The 17,875-nt window shown below is 61.7% G+C and carries 15 protein-coding genes; 10 read left to right on the top strand and 5 right to left on the bottom strand.

The genetic code is table 11. The annotated features are described in order from the left end of the window. Nucleotides 1–82 precede the first annotated feature (82 nt). Nucleotides 83–1,009, top strand: a complete 927-nt coding sequence (locus EJ079_RS29210; protein WP_127810846.1) for a lysylphosphatidylglycerol synthase domain-containing protein — start codon at nucleotides 83–85, stop codon at nucleotides 1,007–1,009. 44 nt (nucleotides 1,010–1,053) lie between these two features. Next, nucleotides 1,054–2,055: a glycosyltransferase family 2 protein gene (locus tag EJ079_RS29215; protein ID WP_245481908.1), complete on the top strand. Its 1,002-nt coding sequence runs from the start codon at nucleotides 1,054–1,056 to the stop codon at nucleotides 2,053–2,055. Between the two features lie 256 nt (nucleotides 2,056–2,311). Here EJ079_RS29215 and EJ079_RS29220 read toward each other — a convergent pair whose 3' ends face one another. Both EJ079_RS29220 and EJ079_RS29225 read right to left on the bottom strand, forming a co-directional pair. Further along, on the bottom strand, nucleotides 2,312–2,722 hold the full coding sequence (locus EJ079_RS29220) for a hypothetical protein (protein WP_164873869.1): 411 nt from the start codon (nucleotides 2,720–2,722) through the stop codon (nucleotides 2,312–2,314). 252 nt (nucleotides 2,723–2,974) lie between these two features. Beyond that, complete coding sequence (locus EJ079_RS29225) at nucleotides 2,975–4,855, bottom strand: cellulose synthase catalytic subunit (RefSeq protein ID WP_127810848.1); 1,881 nt, start codon at nucleotides 4,853–4,855, stop codon at nucleotides 2,975–2,977. Nucleotides 4,856–5,465: 610 nt separating this feature from the next. Between EJ079_RS29225 and EJ079_RS29230 the strand changes: the two genes are divergently transcribed. Further along, nucleotides 5,466–6,389, top strand: coding sequence for a glycoside hydrolase family 26 protein (locus tag EJ079_RS29230; protein ID WP_127810849.1), 924 nt, complete (start codon nucleotides 5,466–5,468; stop codon nucleotides 6,387–6,389). A 133-nt stretch (nucleotides 6,390–6,522) separates the two neighbouring features. Continuing rightward, the gene (locus EJ079_RS29235; protein ID WP_127319803.1) at nucleotides 6,523–7,041 is read left to right on the top strand and encodes a DUF995 domain-containing protein; all 519 of its coding nucleotides are present in this window, start codon (nucleotides 6,523–6,525) and stop codon (nucleotides 7,039–7,041) included. Between the two features lie 84 nt (nucleotides 7,042–7,125). Here the strand turns inward: EJ079_RS29235 and EJ079_RS29240 are convergent, their stop codons facing one another. Next, the gene (locus EJ079_RS29240) at nucleotides 7,126–7,575 is read right to left on the bottom strand and encodes a DNA polymerase III subunit chi (RefSeq protein WP_023813773.1); all 450 of its coding nucleotides are present in this window, start codon (nucleotides 7,573–7,575) and stop codon (nucleotides 7,126–7,128) included. A gap of 28 nt (nucleotides 7,576–7,603) precedes the next feature. Continuing rightward, nucleotides 7,604–9,115, bottom strand: a complete 1,512-nt coding sequence (locus tag EJ079_RS29245; protein ID WP_127380810.1) for a leucyl aminopeptidase — start codon at nucleotides 9,113–9,115, stop codon at nucleotides 7,604–7,606. Between the two features lie 352 nt (nucleotides 9,116–9,467). Here EJ079_RS29245 and lptF point away from each other — a divergent pair, with 352 nt between their 5' ends. The 6 genes from lptF to rsmA all read left to right on the top strand — a co-directional run bounded on the left by lptF (nucleotide 9,468) and on the right by rsmA (nucleotide 17,081). Beyond that, the gene (gene lptF / locus EJ079_RS29250; RefSeq protein ID WP_127396660.1) at nucleotides 9,468–10,670 is read left to right on the top strand and encodes an LPS export ABC transporter permease LptF; all 1,203 of its coding nucleotides are present in this window, start codon (nucleotides 9,468–9,470) and stop codon (nucleotides 10,668–10,670) included. Next, a complete protein-coding gene (gene lptG / locus EJ079_RS29255) occupies nucleotides 10,667–11,752 on the top strand; it encodes an LPS export ABC transporter permease LptG (protein WP_174800365.1) in 1,086 nt (361 codons plus the stop codon). The genes lptF and lptG overlap by 4 nt, the downstream gene beginning before the upstream one ends. After that, nucleotides 11,752–14,172, top strand: a complete 2,421-nt coding sequence (locus EJ079_RS29260) for an LPS-assembly protein LptD (RefSeq protein ID WP_164873870.1) — start codon at nucleotides 11,752–11,754, stop codon at nucleotides 14,170–14,172. Before lptG ends, EJ079_RS29260 begins: the two co-directional genes overlap by 1 nt. 99 nt (nucleotides 14,173–14,271) lie before the next feature. After that, complete coding sequence (locus EJ079_RS29265) at nucleotides 14,272–15,201, top strand: peptidylprolyl isomerase (protein ID WP_127268604.1); 930 nt, start codon at nucleotides 14,272–14,274, stop codon at nucleotides 15,199–15,201. A 1-nt stretch (nucleotide 15,202) separates the two neighbouring features. Beyond that, a complete protein-coding gene (gene pdxA / locus EJ079_RS29270; protein WP_127398483.1) occupies nucleotides 15,203–16,231 on the top strand; it encodes a 4-hydroxythreonine-4-phosphate dehydrogenase PdxA in 1,029 nt (342 codons plus the stop codon). A gap of 10 nt (nucleotides 16,232–16,241) precedes the next feature. Further along, entirely contained in the window at nucleotides 16,242–17,081 is an 840-nt protein-coding gene (rsmA, locus tag EJ079_RS29275; RefSeq protein WP_127398481.1) for a 16S rRNA (adenine(1518)-N(6)/adenine(1519)-N(6))-dimethyltransferase RsmA, read from the top strand. A 137-nt stretch (nucleotides 17,082–17,218) separates the two neighbouring features. On the opposite strand, the gene gmk is transcribed toward rsmA, so the two are convergent. Continuing rightward, a complete protein-coding gene (gene gmk, locus EJ079_RS29280; RefSeq protein WP_013532512.1) occupies nucleotides 17,219–17,875 on the bottom strand; it encodes a guanylate kinase in 657 nt (218 codons plus the stop codon).

A 17,875-nucleotide genomic window follows, 5' to 3' on the forward strand; every position in this document is an offset into this window, starting at 1 on the left:
GATCCCGGATGGCGGTAGGGATACTCGGGCGCCACGCGGTGCTGCCATTTGAACTCGGCGGTGGAAACCGGCGGAGAATTGGTTGAAAAGAGCAATCTCAATAATCGTGACCCTGGCCCTACTAGCGTGGGTCGCCAGCGACTCGCGCTGGAAGATGGTGGGCGATGCTTTCGCGAGCATCACGCCCGGCGCTTTCGCGGCCGTGGCGCTTGCGCTGTTCGTCACCTACGTGCTGCGCGCGCTGCGCGTCTGCGACGAGTTCCGCGAGGAGGTGCATGGCCGTTTCGGCGCCTGCCTGCGCGTCATTCTGATCCACAATGCGATGATCAACGTCGTGCCCTTCCGCGGCGGCGAGACGGCATTTCCCCTGCTCCTGCGCCAGGTCTTCGGCATACCGATCATGCGTGCCAGCGCCTCGCTGCTGTGGTTCAGGCTGCAGGACGCCTTCGTCGTCGGCGTGCTGGCCCTGGCTGTGTGGCCGGGCCTGCATCCGGCGATAAGAATCGCGGGCGTGGCCGCGGTAATCGCTGCCGCCTGGTGTCTGCCGCGCTGGGCGCGTGCGCCGCATGACTGGGCAGGCCGCGGCAAGATCGTGGCGAAACTCGGCAGGCTGCGCGATGTCTTCACCGAGGCGACCGGCCGATCGCGCTATGGCTGGTGGTGGACGATCGCCAATTGGTCGCTGAAGCTCACCGTACAGGGATGGTTGCTGGCAATGCTACTCGGGACATCCTTTTCGACCGCCTTTCCAGGCGTCGTCGGGGCGGAAGGCGCCGCCATACTACCGGTGCAAGGCGTCGCCGGCTTCGGCACCTACGAAGCGGGTGCAGCGGCGGCGCTGCTCACCTCCGGCATTGCCATGAAGAGCGGCCTTCAGGCAGCGCTGGCATTGCATCTGTTCATCTTCTGCTCGGCAATCGCCACGGGTGCGATCGCCTGGCTGTTTCCCTCGAAATCGACGCTGCCGGGGAACCCGGCCGTCGGCCCTGCAAGGAAGCCATCCCTATGAGCGTATTGCCCATCCCTGCTTCGGGACTGCCTGACGGCGCGGTGATGCCGGACCATACACTGTCCATCGTCGTGCCCATGTACAACGAGGCCGAAAACGTCGAACCGCTCCTGGTGCGGATTCACCAGGCGATGGAACGCTACGGCCAGCCGTGGGAGGTCGTGCTGGTCGATGACGGCAGCACCGACGCGACGGTGAGCGAGATCAGGCGCCTGGCGGCGCATTACGGCCCGCATGTGCATGCGGTCGAGCTGGTGCGCAACTACAAGCAAACCGCCGCGATGCAGGCCGGTATCGACGCAGCGCGCGGCGACGTCATCGCCACGATCGACGGCGACCTGCAAAATGATCCCTACGACATTCCGCGTATGGTCTACCGCCTGTTGAGCGAGGATCTCGACCTGGTGGTGGGCTGGCGCAAGGATCGCCAGGAAGGGTTTTTCATGCGCAGGCTGCCCTCGCGCATCGCCAACGCGCTGATCGCGCGCGTCACCGGGGTGCGCCTTAAGGACTATGGCTGCAGCCTCAAGGTCTATCGCGGCAACGTCATCCGCAGCGTCAAGCTCTATGGCGAGATGCACCGCTTCATCCCTGCATGGCTGGCCACGGTGACGACCCCCAGACGCATCGCGCAGGAAGTGGTGACGCATCACGCCCGCATCCATGGCCAATCCAAGTATGGCATTTCGCGCACCTTCAGGGTCGTGCTCGATCTGGTGTTCATGTACTTCTTCATGCGCTATCGCACACGGCCTGGGCACTTCTTCGGCGGCATCGGCATCGTGCTTGGCGCGCTGGGTTCGCTGATCCTTGCCTACCTGCTTTGCCTGAAGCTGCTTTTTGCCGAAGACATTGGAACGCGACCGATGCTGTTCACCGGCTTCTTCCTGCTCATCGCCGGGGTGCAGATGGTGACGTCGGGCGTGCTGGCTGAAATGCTGGCACGGGTCTATCACGAAGCGAATGGAGCATCGGCCTATGTCGCGCGGCCGCAGCCGGCGCCCAGTGACAATGACGGCTGGCTCCGCCCGAGCCGGCCATCATGATCGGGACGCCATCGAGGCTCTCCGTCCCCAGCGTTGACCGGGGCAGTGGCTTCATCGATAGCTTGCTGGGAGGGATTTTGGTTTCAGGCCGACGGCGGACTGGCAGGGTTCATTGATCCCAGGAATGGCGGCCTGAGGGCAAGAGGCAAGGCGCAACGTCTGCGCCAACCTCTCGCCCTCGACTCGCGCCCCCTGGCGAAGACAAGAGCGGCGGATCCTTCATTCAAATCGCGCCGCCACTTTTAGGTCTGATGGTCTAGTAGCGCGAACGGCAGCTGGCGCGCTGGCCGAAACCGCTCGGGCCACAAATCCAAGGCGAACGGCCCAGGAACGGGCCGCCATTGCCCAGACGATAGGAGACCTTCACCGGCGCCGGCCTGCCGACACGCTGCGGCCGCACGAAGGCCGCGTAGGCCTCCTCCCTCGTACGCGTCACCATGGTCGTCTGTGTGAGCGGCTTGCGGTTGAACAGATGCAGCCGCTTCTTCTTGACGTCGTGCACCTTCTTGCCGAGCGTATGCACCACGGACTTTGTGCCGATCGAGCTGGTCTTGGTCGCGTCCTTGCTCTGGCAACCTGAGAGTATCGAGATCAATGCAACGGCGGCAAATGCACAAGCATATTTCGCGCCGATCCTTGCCCTTCTTTCCCTAACTTTGTTCATCATTGTCCCCTACCACGAATATAATTCGTTGCAGCGCGGAGATCTATTTGCTTTATTGGCTTCCGCGCCACGCGAGCAGCCTATCGCCACTCACATCATGGATTGTATATTAGGGGAAACTTATTAAAGATCATGCAAACGACACGATGAACGCGGCCTTTCGGCAATCGATCGGATATAATTAAAGTTTGATCTTTTGGGCTCGCGCCTGCAGCCGTCCAGAGTGCCGGCCCGCTACGCGGACGCCTCCAGCATTCAGCGCCGCGTTTCCCAACCTGGATCGAAGTAGAAATTGCGGCCACCGATGTTGCCCTGGCCGGCGCCGGAAACCACATAGGCGATGCGCACGATGCGCAGGCCACCGGCGCCCTGCTGCAGTCCGTAGACGCCTTCCATGCCGCGATCGTAGAAGCCCGCGGCGGGCACGATCAGCGCCAGCACGGCAAGCGACCCCTGAAAGGCGACTTTCGCCGCATTGGCGCGCAACGGAATCCTGTTTTCGATGACGTGCCTTACGACAATCACAACAACCAGCAGCCCGTAGAGGAAGGCGTTGAAGGCGGCGAACCAGTAGAAGCCGGTGGCATCGAAGGGGTGCTCAACGAGCAGGACAGGCAGTGCCGCGCCGATGGCCAGCGCCACATAGGGAGTGAGGGCGCGAGCCGGCAGAAGGTGCTTGGGGCCGCTGCCCTTGGGCGTGACGCGGAAATCGACGAATGATTTGGTCAGATAGTCGCGGATCGACGACAGCGTGCCGGCCAGCACCCAAGGCCAACGCGCGAAGAAGAGGAACAGCGTGCCTTCCCAGCTGATCGTCTTGGCCGTCATCGGGCGCGAGAGGCCGAACGCCTTCAGCAGCATCACCAGGCCAACCAGCGCGACCGCGTTCGGCAGATAGTAGAACAAAAAGTCGAGATACATGACATTGGCGAAGTTGCGCCCGGTAGACAGCGCATAGACCGGCATGACGTACATCAGCAACGCAAAGACGGCGAACAGCGGATACCAGAGCTGGCAAAAGAGGAATTGGAATCTCAGCCGCGGCGACAGCTTTGGGAGATAGCTCGGCGAATATTCGAGCAGGATCGTCATCAGACTGCGCGACCACTGGAATTCCTGGGTGATGAGGTCGGCGAAGGTCTGCGGGCCATCGCCATGGGCGATGGCGTCGAGCGCATGCACGCCGTGCCATCCGGCCGCGTTGATCAACATGGAGGTGGAGTGATCTTCCGCCAGTTCAGGACCGAGACCGCCCGCCTGCTTCAGCGCCTTGGTCCGCACGGCATAATGCGAGCCGATGCAGAGCGGAGCTCCACCGCCCGTATGGCCGGACTGCAGCGGTCCGTGAAACATCCCTTCCGGAAACAGCCTGCCGCGCGCCGCCCAACTCTCGGCGGCGTTGTTGTCGCAGATGCTCGGCGCCGAGACATAGCCAACCGAGGGATCGGCGAAGGGAAACAGGATCTCCCTCAGATAGGTTGGCGTCGGTACATGGTCCGCATCCATCTGGGCGACGAAATCGTAACGCTCGTAGCCATAGTGGTCGTAGAAGAACGCCAAATTGCCTTCCTTGCAGCGCGTCCGGCGTGGCCATGTCGTGCGGTGATAGTCTTGCCTGCCGCGCCGCGTCGAAATCATCACGCCGTGAGCGTCGCACCAGCGAACTGTCTCTTCGGAGGGATCCTCGTCGGCCAGCCAGGTATCGTGCGGGTAATCCTGTGCCAGCATCGCTTCGAGCGTGCGCGCAACGACGGCAAACGGTTCGGAGGGGGCCTTGGTGACCACCATCGCGACCCGCGAACGCTTCGGGATCGTGTGAAGCTTGGACGGTTTTTTCGACGCATGCACGTTCAAGAGAAAGTACAACGGCATGAGCGTGAGCCATACCAGGATGAGTGTTGCGAACGTGTATGGCCCGAGATGTTCGACATGCTCCGGCTTCAGCCACCAGATCCAGAAAAACCCGAGTGTGCAGAACCAGAAAGCCAGCGCCAGTCTCAGGATCCATTGCTGAATGGCCGACAGCACGGGCACCAGAAAGGGTCCCTTCTGCGCAGTGACTGCCAGAGCCGCCTCAGATCGATGCGCCCGTCTGCTCTTATGGCCGACGACGCCATCATGCACGGAAGCACTCATACACTTACTCGCCCGCCACTTTGGGCTTCCGCCGACAAGGTGGCTGGAAGCTCCCAAAATCCCAGGATTAGAATTAGCTAATGCTTTCTTAGCGTCAACTAAATTAATTGTTTGTTGAACATGATTATTGAGATTTGGTTAACCTAACGCGTATCGGGGGAGGAATAGCCGCTACCGAGCAGTCAGTCTGGCGGCGAGCCGGTAAACTCTTCGGTGCTGGAAATTCACCGACGGGTCGAGGCAGTCGGAGGGGATCCGGCCAAAGCCGTTAACCATGTTGCCGTCGTCAAGGTTAAGCAACCGTTAATTGTGCTTGACTCTTGGCCCTGACCGGCTCTTAAATTAGCCAGGGATGATATATCGGGATTTTGACGCGAATTTGTGAGTATCGCGGCGAACTTTCTCTCGAACGCCCCCTGTATAGGGGCTTGAGAGGTAATTTTGGGTGGCTCTGTGCCAGGTTCGCACATCCGCCAATGGGGTCGCTCCGAAATCCCGCAGATTCTGCCAAATAGAGCCGATCGGTTTTTGGGTAGTCGTGTCGATCAGGCATCGATGCGCACGGGCAAGCCTTAACTTCCGAAAGAGGTTGGGGCCATGGGAGATCGACATGAAACACTCCACAGTAAAAGCACTCGCAATCGCGCTGGCATTGGGCGGAAGCGCCGCGTTCCCCACGGCAGGAGGCGCTGGCTCGGTAGCCGCGACGGACCCCGTCCAAACGAGCAGCGCCGCCTCGGCGTTCGGATCCTATGATCCCTACGGCGACTTCAGCGCCGACAAGAGTGCCAGCATCGAAGAGCTGTTCCTGCCTTGGGAAGACGTCGACCTGTCGACGCTGCCGCTTGCCGACGCCTATGCGCTGCAACGCGGACGTTCGCTGCTGATTACGGTTGAGCCGTGGACCTGGTCGAAGGACTGGCGCATCACCCCGCCCGAATTGCGCGACGGCATTTTGAGCGGCAAATATGACGCCAACATGCAGGCAATCTGCGGCCTGGTGGGACAGATGAAGAGCCCGGTGACCATTCGCTGGGCTCAGGAAATGGAAGACAAGAACGGCCGCTTCACCTGGGCCAACTGGGCTCCCAAGGACTGGATCTCCGCTTACAAGCGCGAGGTCGATATCTGCCGCAAGGCTGCCCCCGCCGCCAAGTATATGTGGTCGCCCAAGGGCGAAGAGGGTCTGGAAAAATACTACCCCGGCGACGACTATGTCGACGTCATCGGCCTGTCGGTGTTCGGTCTGCAGAAAAAGGACAATGACGAGGCCGGTCATGACCGTACCTTCGCTGAGCTGCTGAAGCCCGGCTATGACCGCGTTGCAGTGTTCAACAAGCCGATCGTCGTTGCGGAACTCGGCTATGTCGGACAGCAGGACTATGTCTCGAAATGGCAGGAAGATTCCCGCAAATCCTACGCGGAGTTCCCGGCGCTGACTTCGGTCGTCTACTTCAACCAGAAGGAAGTGTGGCCGTGGCTGGGTGGCTATGGTCTGCCCGACTGGAGGGTGACCCAGCACGTCCTGCCGTAGACGCATCGTGCTGATCGATCCCGACGCGATCGGGATCGATTTCCAATCTCCTTGTTTGATGATGATCCATCTCGAACCAGCGGTTCGGGATGAGGGTTGAGGCGTGGCGTAAATCAATCTGTGGAGAAGTTTCGTGAAACGGGTAGTGGGAAATTATCTCGGAGCGGCATTCGCCTGCTCCGTTCTTGTTCTTGCCTTTCAGGTTCCTGCGACGGCCAAGACGGCGACAAGGATCGCCGAGCAGGCGCAAAAAGCCACGGTCGTTCCTGACGAAGGCGTCTACCAGATTTATCAGAACCATTCGTGGCTGTGGGGCAAGAAGGGCGCCGGGTTCTTTGCCGTCAAGCAGAGGCAGTTCGATGCCTGGACTCACGACAAGGGCAAGTCGGGCTATGGCGACGGCATGTGGTTCATTCCCGGCGGCGGCAAGCTCTGCTACCGCGCGCAATGGCATGGCTCCTGGGGTGTGAAGGGCTCGATGACCTGCTTCGAGCATCGCCAAGTGGGCAAGGTTATCTACAAGCGTAAATCGCCTGATGGCGAATGGTACGTTTTCAAGAGCCCGCATCGAAACCGGTCGGACGAGTCAATGAAATTGAAATACGGCGACTACGTCACAACGAAAATGAACCGGATCAAGGCAAAGCAGTAGATAACCGGATCGAGGCAAAGCAGTAGATATTGTCGTGACACGCCACTGGTCAAGCATGTCGCCTGAACGTTCAGGCGACCTGCCTTAAGCCTTGCGCTCCCAGCGGCGATCTGGCGTCTGCTGCCAGTAGGTGACGGCGTGGCCAGCGCTCTTCATCACCTTCCAGTGCCCTCGCGCCGCCTCGAGCTGGGCGGCATCGTGGCCATCGAACAGGAACACCGCGCGCTCGTAGCCACCAAGGTCAGGCGGCACCGCACCGTCGACCAGGAACCTAATCTTGGCGTCGTTGGGATTGCCGTCGCCGGTGGTCAACAGAATCGGCTGTTCACCGGGATGAGCCTCACGATCGGTTGCGTGCGCCAGGAACGAATCGTCGCGGAAGGTCCACAGATGCTGGTCGAGCGCATCGCGGCGTTCCTCGGTGCCTGTCTGCACCACGGCGCGCCAGCCACGGTCGACGCTGCGCTCCAGGAGGCCTGGCAGCGCATCCTCCAGCGTCGATTCGGTCAGGTGGTAGAACAGGACGTCGGCCATCGCTTCAGCCTATAGTGATTGAACCCGTTCACTGCTCATAATTATCGCGCACCAGCCGGTCGAGCAGCCTGACGCCGAAACCGGAACCCCAGGACTGGTTGATCTCGTTCGACGGCGCCCCCATCGCCGTGCCGGCAATGTCGAGATGAGCCCATGGCGTATCCTTGACGAAGCGCTGCAGAAACTGCGCCGCAATGGTGGCGCCGCCAAAACGGCCGCCGATGTTCTTCATGTCGGCGTTCTTGGAATCGATGAGCTTGTCGTATTCGGCACCGAGCGGCATGCGCCACAGCCGTTCCTGCGTCGCCTGCCCCGCCGCCGACAACTTTTCGGCCAGCTCGTCATTGTTGGAAAACAGGCCGGCATAATGTTGGCCGAGCGCCACCATGATGGCGCCGGTCAGCGTCGCCAGATTGACCATGAATTTCGGCTGGAAGCGGTCGTTGCAGTACCACAACGCATCGGCCAGCACGAGGCGGCCCTCGGCATCGGTATTGAGCACCTCGATGGTCTGGCCCGACATCGAAGTGACGATATCACCGGGACGCTGGGCATGACCGTCGACGGCATTTTCGACCAGTCCGATGATACCGACGACATTGGCTTTCGCCTTGCGGGCCGCCAGCGCATGCATCAGGCCGGTGACGGCGGCGGCACCGCCCATGTCGCCCTTCATATCCTCCATGCCCGAGGCCGGCTTTATGGAATTGCCGCCGGTGTCGAAAGTGACGCCCTTGCCGACGAAGGCGATCGGGCTGTCCTTCGGCTTGCCGCCGTTCCACTGCATGATCGCCATGCGGGCGCCGCGCGGCGAGCCTTGCGCGACACCGAGCAGCGAACCCATGCCGAGCTTCTTCATTTCCTTCTCAGCCAATATCTCGACCTTGACGCCTAGCGCCTCGAGTTCCTTGGCGCGGGCAGCGAACTCGACCGGCCCAAGCACGTTTGCCGGTTCGTTGACGAGGTCGCGCGCCAGCAGGACGCCGTCTATCACCGCCTCGGCATCGGCGAAGGCCTTCTTCGCAGCGGCCGGATCGGCGGTGTGGATGGTCACCTTGACCGGCTTCTTCGGCTCTGCCTTGCTGTCGTCCTTGTCCTTCCTGGTCTTGTACTTATCGAAGGAATAGCTGCGCAGGAGAATGCCCGCGGCAAGGTTTGCCGCATCCTTCGCACTCGGCGAGGCGCCGGCCACATCGAGGACCACCGCCACTTCGGTCGCCTTGCGCAGCGACGCGGCAACGGTGCCGCCAAGCTTCAGCCACGCATATTCGTCCAGTCCCGACACCTTGCCGGTGCCTATCGCCACGAGTCTGTCGAGCGACGCTCCCTGCGGCGCCAGAACTTCCACCGTGCTGGCGAACTTGCCCATGAACTCAGCCACGGGAAAGGCGCGCTCCAATGTCTTGCCGGGATCGCCGGCCTTGGCGACGTCGCTCAGGCCGCCCTCATCCGCCGCGAACACGAAGACAGTGCCCTTCTTGTTTACCGCGCTCTGGGACCCGGAAAATTTGGCGAAGGCGATCGACGGTCTTTGATTCATCATGTCCTGCTTTCAGGGAATGCGCGACTTTTGGGGAAGCGGTTCGAAACGATGCGCGACATTTGGTCGTTTTCCGGCATTTGGCAAGACTTTGCCGAATTGGCATCCCATATGACCTATGGAATCGATGACGATTCGTCGCGGGACGGCCCCGCTTTTTGCCGCAACCTGTTGTTAACCATCGATGTTCGCCCTTTCTTATCCATTCCCGCCGACACTCCGCCCAGCCGGGGGGCGTAATGTGGGACAGAACCCGGATCGACCATCTGATGGAGCCAGTTGTGCAGGCGCTGCCGGACAGCTACCTTGTTCGGTGGCATGATGCCGTTCGAAAAAATCGAGAAAAGCCTTCATGAAGGTCGTTGAACGCTACATCATGCGCCGCGCTTTCGTGGTCTTCATGGCCGCTCTTGTGTGGACGCTGGCGATCGTGTGGACGACACAGGTGCTGGCAAAGATCGATCTGGTGACAGACAGCGGCCAGTCGGCGTTGACCTTCTTCGAAGTCGCCGCCCTCATCCTTCCGTCCATCATCCCGATCGTGGTGCCTTTTGCGCTGGTGGTGGCAGTCGCACAGACACTCAGTGTGATGAATTCGGATTCCGAACTCGCCGTCGTCAACGCCGCGGGGGCCTCGCGCTGGACGATCGTACGGCCGATCATGTTGCTGGCGCTCGCCGCCGCCGTTTTTTCCTTTGCCGTCGACAACGGCATCGACCCTTACGCACGGCAGAAGAACCGGGCACTGGTGGCCTCGTCGCGCGCGGATCTGTTGTCGCTGATCATCCAGGAAGGCACCTTCCGCAAGATTGACGACGGGCTGTTCCTGCAGATCGGTGAGCGCCTTCCCGACAACCGGCTGGGTGGCATTTTCGTCGCCGATTCGCGCGAAGAAGGCGTCAACCTCGTCTACTACGCCAAGACCGGCAGCATCGTCGAACGCGGCGGTGAAAAGGTGCTGATGATGAATGACGGCGTCATCCATCGCAAAACGCTGACCGGCGATCTCTCCGTCATCCGCTTTACCTCCTATGCCTTCGACATGTCGGCCTTCATGGCGGCGGCTTCGGCGGTGACGCTCCTGCCCAAGGACCAGACGACGCAGTACCTGCTCAACCCGGGCGCCAACGACAAGTACTATCAGCAGAACCCCTACGAATACCGGGCCGAGGTCAACCAACGGTTCTCGGAATGGACCTATTCCATGGTTTTCGCGCTGATCGCGCTTGCGGTCGCCGGGGATGCGCGCTCGCACCGCGAGGCGCGCGTCAATCCGCTGATCACGGCGATCACGATATCGCTGTTCGTGCGTTGGCTGGGCTTTTTTGCCGCCAGCAAGGCGGATGAGATCCCGCAATATGCGTATATGGTCTATGGCGTGCCGATCGTGGCTTCCGCGGTGGCGATCTGGTTCATCGTCTCCAACCGAACACTGGAACTGCCGGTGACCTGGGCGGACTGGATGACAAACTTCGCCACGCGCATCGCTGACAGCTGGAATGCTTTCAAATTGCGTTTGTCCAGGCGCGGCGCATCAGGGCAAGGGGTCGGCTGATGGGCTGGACACTGGGCCGCTACTTCTTCTTCCGCTATGTGACGATCACCATCTGGTTCTTCATCGGCCTCCTGGCATTGGTGTTCCTGATCGACTTCACCGAGCTGTCCGGCCGCACCACCGGCCTGCCCGGCTTCACCTACGGCACGGCGGTAGCCATTTCAGGCCTCCGTATGCCGATGATCATGCTGCAGACGGTGCCGTTCGTCGGTCTCTTCTCGGCGATGGCGACGCTGGTGTCGCTGAACCGGCGCTACGAGCTGGTCATCGCCCGTTCCGCCGGTGTTTCCGCCTGGCAGTTCCTCTTGCCCTGCTGTATGGGAGCCTTGCTGTTCGGCGTCCTGTCGGTTGGCGTCATCAATCCACTCGCCGCGCACGCATTCTCCTGGTCCGAGCAGATCGAAACCCAGCTGCGTTCCGGCAAATCGAATACGGTCTCGGCCGATGCCGCGCCCTGGATCCGGCAGAAAACCAGTTCGGGCGACACCATCATCGGTGCGCGGGCCATCCTGAACCAGGGCCTGGAAATGGCCGATGTCGTATTTTTCATTCTCGACCCGCAAGGCAACATCGTCGAGCGCAAGGACGCCGCCCGTGCCTTCCTGCGCGACGGCTATTGGGAATTGCAGGACGTCAAGACATTCCAGAACGGCACGATCCAGGCATCGGCAACCGATCGCGTACCAACCAATCTAAAGCCCGAATTCGTGCAAGAGCGGCTGGCGCGCCCCGAAACCATCCCCTTCTATGACCTGCCCGGAAAGGTCGAGGTTGCCCGCTCTTTCGGCCTCAAGGCAAATGCTTTTGCCATGCAGTTTGATTCGCTCGTGGCGTTGCCGTTCCTTCTCGTCGCCATGACACTGATCGCGGCAACGGTTTCAATGCGATTTGCTAGGATGGGACAGTCGGCGACGATGATTCTGGGTGGCATCATCGCTGGCTTTCTGCTTTATGTCGTTTCGGTGCTGGTGAAGGCATTCGGCGTGGCGGGATTCGTGCCGACTGTCGTAGCCGCCTGGGTACCGGTCATGGTGGCTATGTTCTTCGGGGTGACTTTCCTGCTATACAAGGAAGACGGCTAGTGAGGGAGGCGTTTTTGCCCAGCAACAGGCAGGCCGGTTTGGCGCGCCTCTATGCGGCGACCGCCTTGGCGTGCGTGCTTGCCTACGCCATTCCGGCACCGGCGCTTGCGCAGGACGTCGGCGACATGGCGACATCGGTTCCGGCCGGCTCGCAAATGCTGCTGGCGGCCGATACGCTGGTCTACAACAACGACAACCAGACCGTGACCGCCGTCGGCGGTGTGCAGATCGACTATGGTGGCAATCGCCTTGTCGCCCAGCGCGTCGAATACAACCGCAACACCAAGCGGATGGTCGCGAGCGGCAACGTCGAAGTTATCAACAGCGACGGCACCAAGATCAATTCGCAACATATCGACATCACCGATGACTTCGCCGACGGCTTCGTCAATGCGTTGCGGGTCGAAACCATCGACAAGGCCTATTTCGCCGCCGAAAGCGCAGAACGCATGGGCGGCGTGCTGACCACCTTCCACAATGGCGTCTACACCGCCTGCGAGCCGTGCGAGGATAAGCCGGATAAAGCGCCGACCTGGCGCGTCAAGGCCAAGAAGATCATCTGGAACGGCGAGAAGAAGACGGTTCGCTTCGAGAATGCGAATTTCGAGTTCTTCGGTTTTCCGCTTGCCTATCTGCCTGCATTCGAAATTGCCGACCCGACGGTGAAGCGCAAGAGCGGCTTCCTGATCCCGAGCATCATCTACAAGAGCGATCTCGGCGTCGGCGTGAAAGTCCCCTATTATCTCGCATTGGCGCCGACCTACGACCTGACCGTCACCGGTACCGGCTATACCAAGCAGGGCTTCCTCGGTGAGGCCGAGTGGCGTCAGCGCTTCGACAATGGCGAGTACAGCTTGAAGATCGCCGGGATACACCAGCAGAATCCCGACGCCTTCCTCGACACCACTGCCTTCCCATCCAGCTCTGGCCACAACGTCAATTCGGGCAGCGCCGGCGATCCCAACAAATTCCGCGGCATGATGGGTACCCAGGGGCAGTTCGCCATCAACTCACGCTGGAACTTCGGCTGGGACGTGCTGCTGCAGACCGACAAGAACTTCTCGAACACCTACGGCATCGACAAGTACAATAGCAGCGTCCACCAGTCGTCGGTCTACTTGACGGGTCTCAACGGCCGCAACTATTTCGACGTGCGCGCCATGCATTTCGATGTGCAGGAAGATACGCCTGACGACAACGCCTCTGCGCGAAGCGGTCAACAGCCTTGGGTGCTTCCGTCGCTCGACTATGCCTATATTCCTGATGCCTCGGTGGCCGGCGGCCAGTTGTCGCTCAATGTCAACGCGCGTGTCATCCGCCGCGACGAGCTCGATGATACTTTCTCCACCCCCATACAGCGTGTCCCTGGTATCGAAGGCGAATCCGGCCGTCTCACCGCCGAGGCCGAGTGGAAGCGGAGCTTCGTCACCGATGGCGGGCTGGTGCTGACACCATTGCTCGCGCTGCAGGGCGACGTTGATTATCTCAACGCGTCGTCGGCTTCGCTAAACGCCGTCAACCAGATGGCAGCAAATTTGAGCGAGCAGGCCGATATGCGCTCGTCATTTGCTCGTTACATGGCAACCGCAGGCCTCGAGATGCGTTGGCCGGTGCTGTTTTCCATGGCCAGCGGGTCCAGCCACGTTATCGAGCCAATGGCGCAGGTCTTCATGCGCCCGAACGAGCAATATGTCGGCGGTCTCGCAGTACCCAATGAAGACGCCCAAAGCATGGTCTTCGACGCGACCACCTTGTTCGAACGCGACAAGTTCTCCGGTTACGACCGCGTAGAAGGCGGTTCGCGCGCCAATGTCGGCTTCCGCTATTCCGGCTCGTACAACAATGGCTGGGGCACCAATGCCATTTTCGGCCAATCCTATCAGATCGGCGGCGAGAACTCGTTCGCCGCGCCGGATCTGGTCAATGTCGGCGCCAACTCCGGCCTCGACACGGCCAAATCCGATTATGTCGGCCTGTTCGGCATCAACAGCCCCAACGGCTTCGCGGCCTCGGTCAGCGGCCGTTTCGACGAACAGAGCTTCGAGGTTCGCCGCGCCGAGGTGAAGGCCGCCTATTCCGGCCTGCCTGTGTCGCTGAGCGCCAAATACGCCTTCATCCAGGCCCAGCCACTGTACGGCTTCACCACCGACCGCCACGAAGTCACACTTGGTGCATCCACGCATCTGGCCGAAAACTGGCGCGTTTTCGGCACAGGAACCTACGACCTGCAGCAAAGCCTGCTGGTCAAGGACGGTGTCGGCTTCGCCTACAACGATTCCTGCTTCACTTATCTGATGACCTACTCGCAGTCGCGCGATCTGAACACCAGGGAGGTGTCGCAGACCATCGGCTTCAATCTGTCGTTCCGCACCCTCGGCGAATTCGGCTCGTCGACCAGTGCCATCGACACGATCCAGTAACAATCGGCGACATCGTTTCGCCGCATAGGGCTGGCACGGATTTCGCGCACCTGGAAAGATGAAATTGGGCGGGACCGGGATAGAATTGGGATACCAACGATGAGGAAATACCTCTTTTCAGCAGGTTTCGCGTTGCTCGTGGCGGCGACGTCCGTGTCGATCACTGCAATGACGCCGCCGGCTTTCGCCAGCGAGATCAAATACGTCGTCAACAACATTCCGGTCACCACCGGCGACATAGCCCATCGCGCCGCCTTCCTGAAGCTGCAGCGCAAGAAGGGCGATGCCGGCCAGGAAATGATCGACCAGACGCTGCGTATGGCCGAGGCCAAGCGGCTTGGCATCCGCATCAGCGACGCACAAGTCGAGGCGGCGTATCAGCGCTTTGCCTCGAGCAACAAGATGCAGCTCAGCCAGCTTGACGGCGTCATGGAGAAGTCAGGCGTCACCAAGAGCCACTTCAAGGAATTCATCCGCGCCCAGATGGCCTGGAACCAGGCTTTGAGCGCGCGCTACCGTTCTGGCGACGGCACCGGTGCCGTCAGCGAGCAGGATCTCGTGAGAAAGATGCTCGAAAAAGGCGGCGCCAAACCGAGCGCCACCGAATACATGCTGCAGCAGGTCATCTTCGTGGTTCCGGCGGCTGAACGCAGCGCCACGCTGGGCAAACGCAAGCGCGAGGCCGACGCCATGCGCACCCGCTTCAACGGCTGCAACACGACGCGCGAATTCGCCAAGGGCCTGATCGACGTCACCGTTCGGGATCTGGGCCGGGTGCTGGCGCCGCAGCTGCCGCCGGACTGGGCCGAGCAGATCAAGGCGACCAAAGTCGGCGGTGCCACCGCCACGCGCGAAACCGAACGCGGCGTCGAATTCATCGGCATCTGCTCGTCGCGCGAAGTGTCCGACGACAAGGTCGCCCAGATGGCGTTTCAGGCCGAAGGCTCCGGCGGCGACAAGGATGCCGACGCGCTCAGCAAGAAATATGTCGACGAGCTGAAGGCAAAAGCCCGCATCGTCAAGCGCTGACGTGAGCAACGCAGTGACTGCGCTCGCGTTGAGCGCCGGCGATCCGTCCGGCATTGGGCCGGAGATCGCCATCGCCGCCTTTATGGCGCGCGAAGCTGCCGCCCTGCCCCCCTTCTACCTGCTCGCCGATCCGGCGCTGATCGCCTCCCGGGCGCGCCTGCTCGGCATTTCGCTGCCGGTCGTCGAAACGACATCAGCGCAAGCGGCGCAGGTCTTTGCCCGCGCCTTGCCGATCGTTCCACTGACTGCCCGCTGCATCGACAGCCCCGGCCGGCCGGATCCGGCCAATGCGGCTGCCACCATCGAGGCCATCGACCGCGCCGTCGCCGATTGCCTTGCCGGCGAAGCCTCGGCCGTGGTCACCTGCCCCATCGCCAAGAAGCCGCTCTACGACGCCGGCTTTCGCTTCCCCGGCCACACCGAGTATCTGGCGCATCTGGCGGCCCGGCACAGCGGCGTCGAGGCGATGCCGGTAATGATGCTGGCAGGACCCGACCTGCGCACCGTTCCCGTCACCATCCACATCGCGCTGGCCGAGGTGCCGAAGGCACTGACCACCGAGCTGATCGTCGCCACCGCGCTCATCACCGCCGCCGACCTTACCGGCCGCTTCGGCATCGCCAAGCCACGGCTGGCGATTGCCGGGCTCAACCCGCATGCCGGCGAAGGCGGCGCCATGGGCCTCGAGGACGAGCGGATCGTGCGCCCGGCGGTCGACATCCTGCGTGCCGATGGCATCGACGCTTTCGGCCCTTTGCCGGCCGACACGTTGTTCCATGTCCGGGCGCGGGCGGGCTACGACGCGGCCCTTTGCATGTATCACGACCAGGCGCTGATCCCGGCCAAGGCGCTGGCTTTCGACGAGGCGGTCAATGTCACGCTCGGCCTGCCCTTCATCCGCACCTCGCCCGACCACGGCACGGCCTTCGACATCGCCGGCAAGGGTGTGGCGCGGCCCGACAGCCTGATAGCGGCGCTGAAGCTTGCCCGGCGGCTGGCCGACACGAACACGAAGGCGGTTGCGGTATGAGATCTCGGGCATGAGCATCGACGGGCTGCCGCCGCTGCGCGAGGTGATCGAGCGTCATGGGCTGCAGGCAAAGAAGGCGCTCGGCCAGAATTTCCTGCTCGACCTCAATCTCACCGGCAAGATCGCGCGCACCGCCGGCGACTTGTCCGATGCAACCGTGATCGAGGTCGGTCCCGGTCCCGGCGGGCTGACCCGCGCCCTGCTTTCCAACGGCGCGCGTCACGTCATCGCCATCGAGCGTGACGAACGTTGCCTGGCTGCTCTTGCCGAAGTGTCCGACCACTATCCCGGCCGGCTGGAGGTTGTTTCCGGCGATGCGCTGAAGACGGATTTCACAGGCCTTGCCAGTCGAGCGGCCGGCAATGGCGGCCCGGTCAAGATCGTGGCCAACCTGCCCTACAATATCGGCACGGAGCTGCTGGTGCGCTGGTTGGCGGTCAGCGACTGGCCGCCTTTCTACACCTCGATGACTTTGATGTTCCAGCGCGAGGTGGCCGAGCGCATCGTCGCGCCTGCCGGCAGCGACAGCTATGGCCGGCTGGGGGTTCTTGCCGGCTGGCGGACGGAGGCGAGGATCGCCTTCGACGTACCGCCACAGGCATTCACGCCGCCGCCAAAGGTCACCTCCTCGGTGGTGCATCTGGTGCCGCGCCCGACGCCCCTGCCCGCCGAGGTGAAGAAACTCGGCCGCGTCACAGAAGCCGCTTTCGGCCAACGTCGCAAGATGCTGCGGCAGAGCGTGAAAAGCCTCGGCGGCGAGGCCCTGCTCGAACGCGCCGGCATCGATCCGACACGCCGCGCCGAGACGCTCAGCGTCGAGGAATTCGTGCGGCTGACCAATGCCGTGTAGCTCTCTTCTCCCCGTTTACGGGGAGAAGATGCCGGCAGGCAGATGAGGGGGCAGCACGAACCTTGAAATGCCAGCACCGCCCCTCATCCGGCCCTTCGGGCCACCTTCTCCCCGTGAACGGGGCGAAGGAAGAGGTCTCAGCCCGTCTTCTCGTCCAACAGTCCAGAGACGAAATCGAACAGGCCTGGCCGGCGGTCGCGTCTTAGCCGCTCGGCGACGACGATGCCGCGCACTTCGGCGAAGGCGCGGTCAAGGTCATCATTGACGATGACGAAATCATATTCCTTCCAGTGCTCGATCTCGTTGCGGGCGTTTTTCAGCCGCGTCTCGATCACCGCCTCCTGGTCTTCAGCGCGACGTTTCAGCCGCGCCTTCAACTCCTTCATCGATGGCGGCAGGATGAAGATCGAGACAATGTCGGCGCGCATCTTCTCCTTGAGCTGCTGGGCGCCTTGCCAGTCGATGTCGAACAGCATGTCGCGCCCCTCGGACAGCGCCAGTTCGGCCGGTTCGCGCGGCGTCGCATAGCAATTGCCATGCACCTCGGCCCACTCCAGCAGCGCGTCGGAATCACGAAGCCGCTCGAATTCGCGCATCGTCCGAAAATGATAGTGGACGCCTTCGATCTCGCTTCCACGGCGCGGCCTGGTGGTGACCGAGACCGACAGTTCGAGGCTGGAATCGCTTTCCAGAAGATTGCGCGCGATCGTCGACTTGCCGGCGCCGGACGGCGACGACAGGACGAGCATCAGGCCCCGGCGGCGTATGCGGGACCCCAAATCCTTGGCAACCAT

This window comes from Mesorhizobium sp. M7A.F.Ce.TU.012.03.2.1, assembly GCF_004006095.1.
Classification (GTDB): domain Bacteria; phylum Pseudomonadota; class Alphaproteobacteria; order Rhizobiales; family Rhizobiaceae; genus Mesorhizobium.

Bases quoted from the DNA above. Each gene is read 5' to 3' on its own strand.
- EJ079_RS29215 (WP_245481908.1), top strand. From the start codon at position 1,054: ATGCCGGACCATACACTGTCCATCGTCGTGCCCATGTACAACGAGGCC.
- EJ079_RS29220 (WP_164873869.1), bottom strand. From the start codon at position 2,722: ATGATGAACAAAGTTAGGGAAAGAAGGGCAAGGATCGGCGCGAAATAT.
- EJ079_RS29225 (WP_127810848.1), bottom strand. From the start codon at position 4,855: ATGAGTGCTTCCGTGCATGATGGCGTCGTCGGCCATAAGAGCAGACGG.
- EJ079_RS29230 (WP_127810849.1), top strand. From the start codon at position 5,466: ATGAAACACTCCACAGTAAAAGCACTCGCAATCGCGCTGGCATTGGGC.
- EJ079_RS29240 (WP_023813773.1), bottom strand. From the start codon at position 7,575: ATGGCCGACGTCCTGTTCTACCACCTGACCGAATCGACGCTGGAGGAT.
- EJ079_RS29245 (WP_127380810.1), bottom strand. From the start codon at position 9,115: ATGAATCAAAGACCGTCGATCGCCTTCGCCAAATTTTCCGGGTCCCAG.
- lptF (WP_127396660.1), top strand. From the start codon at position 9,468: ATGAAGGTCGTTGAACGCTACATCATGCGCCGCGCTTTCGTGGTCTTC.
- EJ079_RS29265 (WP_127268604.1), top strand. From the start codon at position 14,272: ATGAGGAAATACCTCTTTTCAGCAGGTTTCGCGTTGCTCGTGGCGGCG.
- rsmA (WP_127398481.1), top strand. From the start codon at position 16,242: ATGAGCATCGACGGGCTGCCGCCGCTGCGCGAGGTGATCGAGCGTCAT.
- gmk (WP_013532512.1), bottom strand. From the start codon at position 17,875: ATGGTTGCCAAGGATTTGGGGTCCCGCATACGCCGCCGGGGCCTGATG.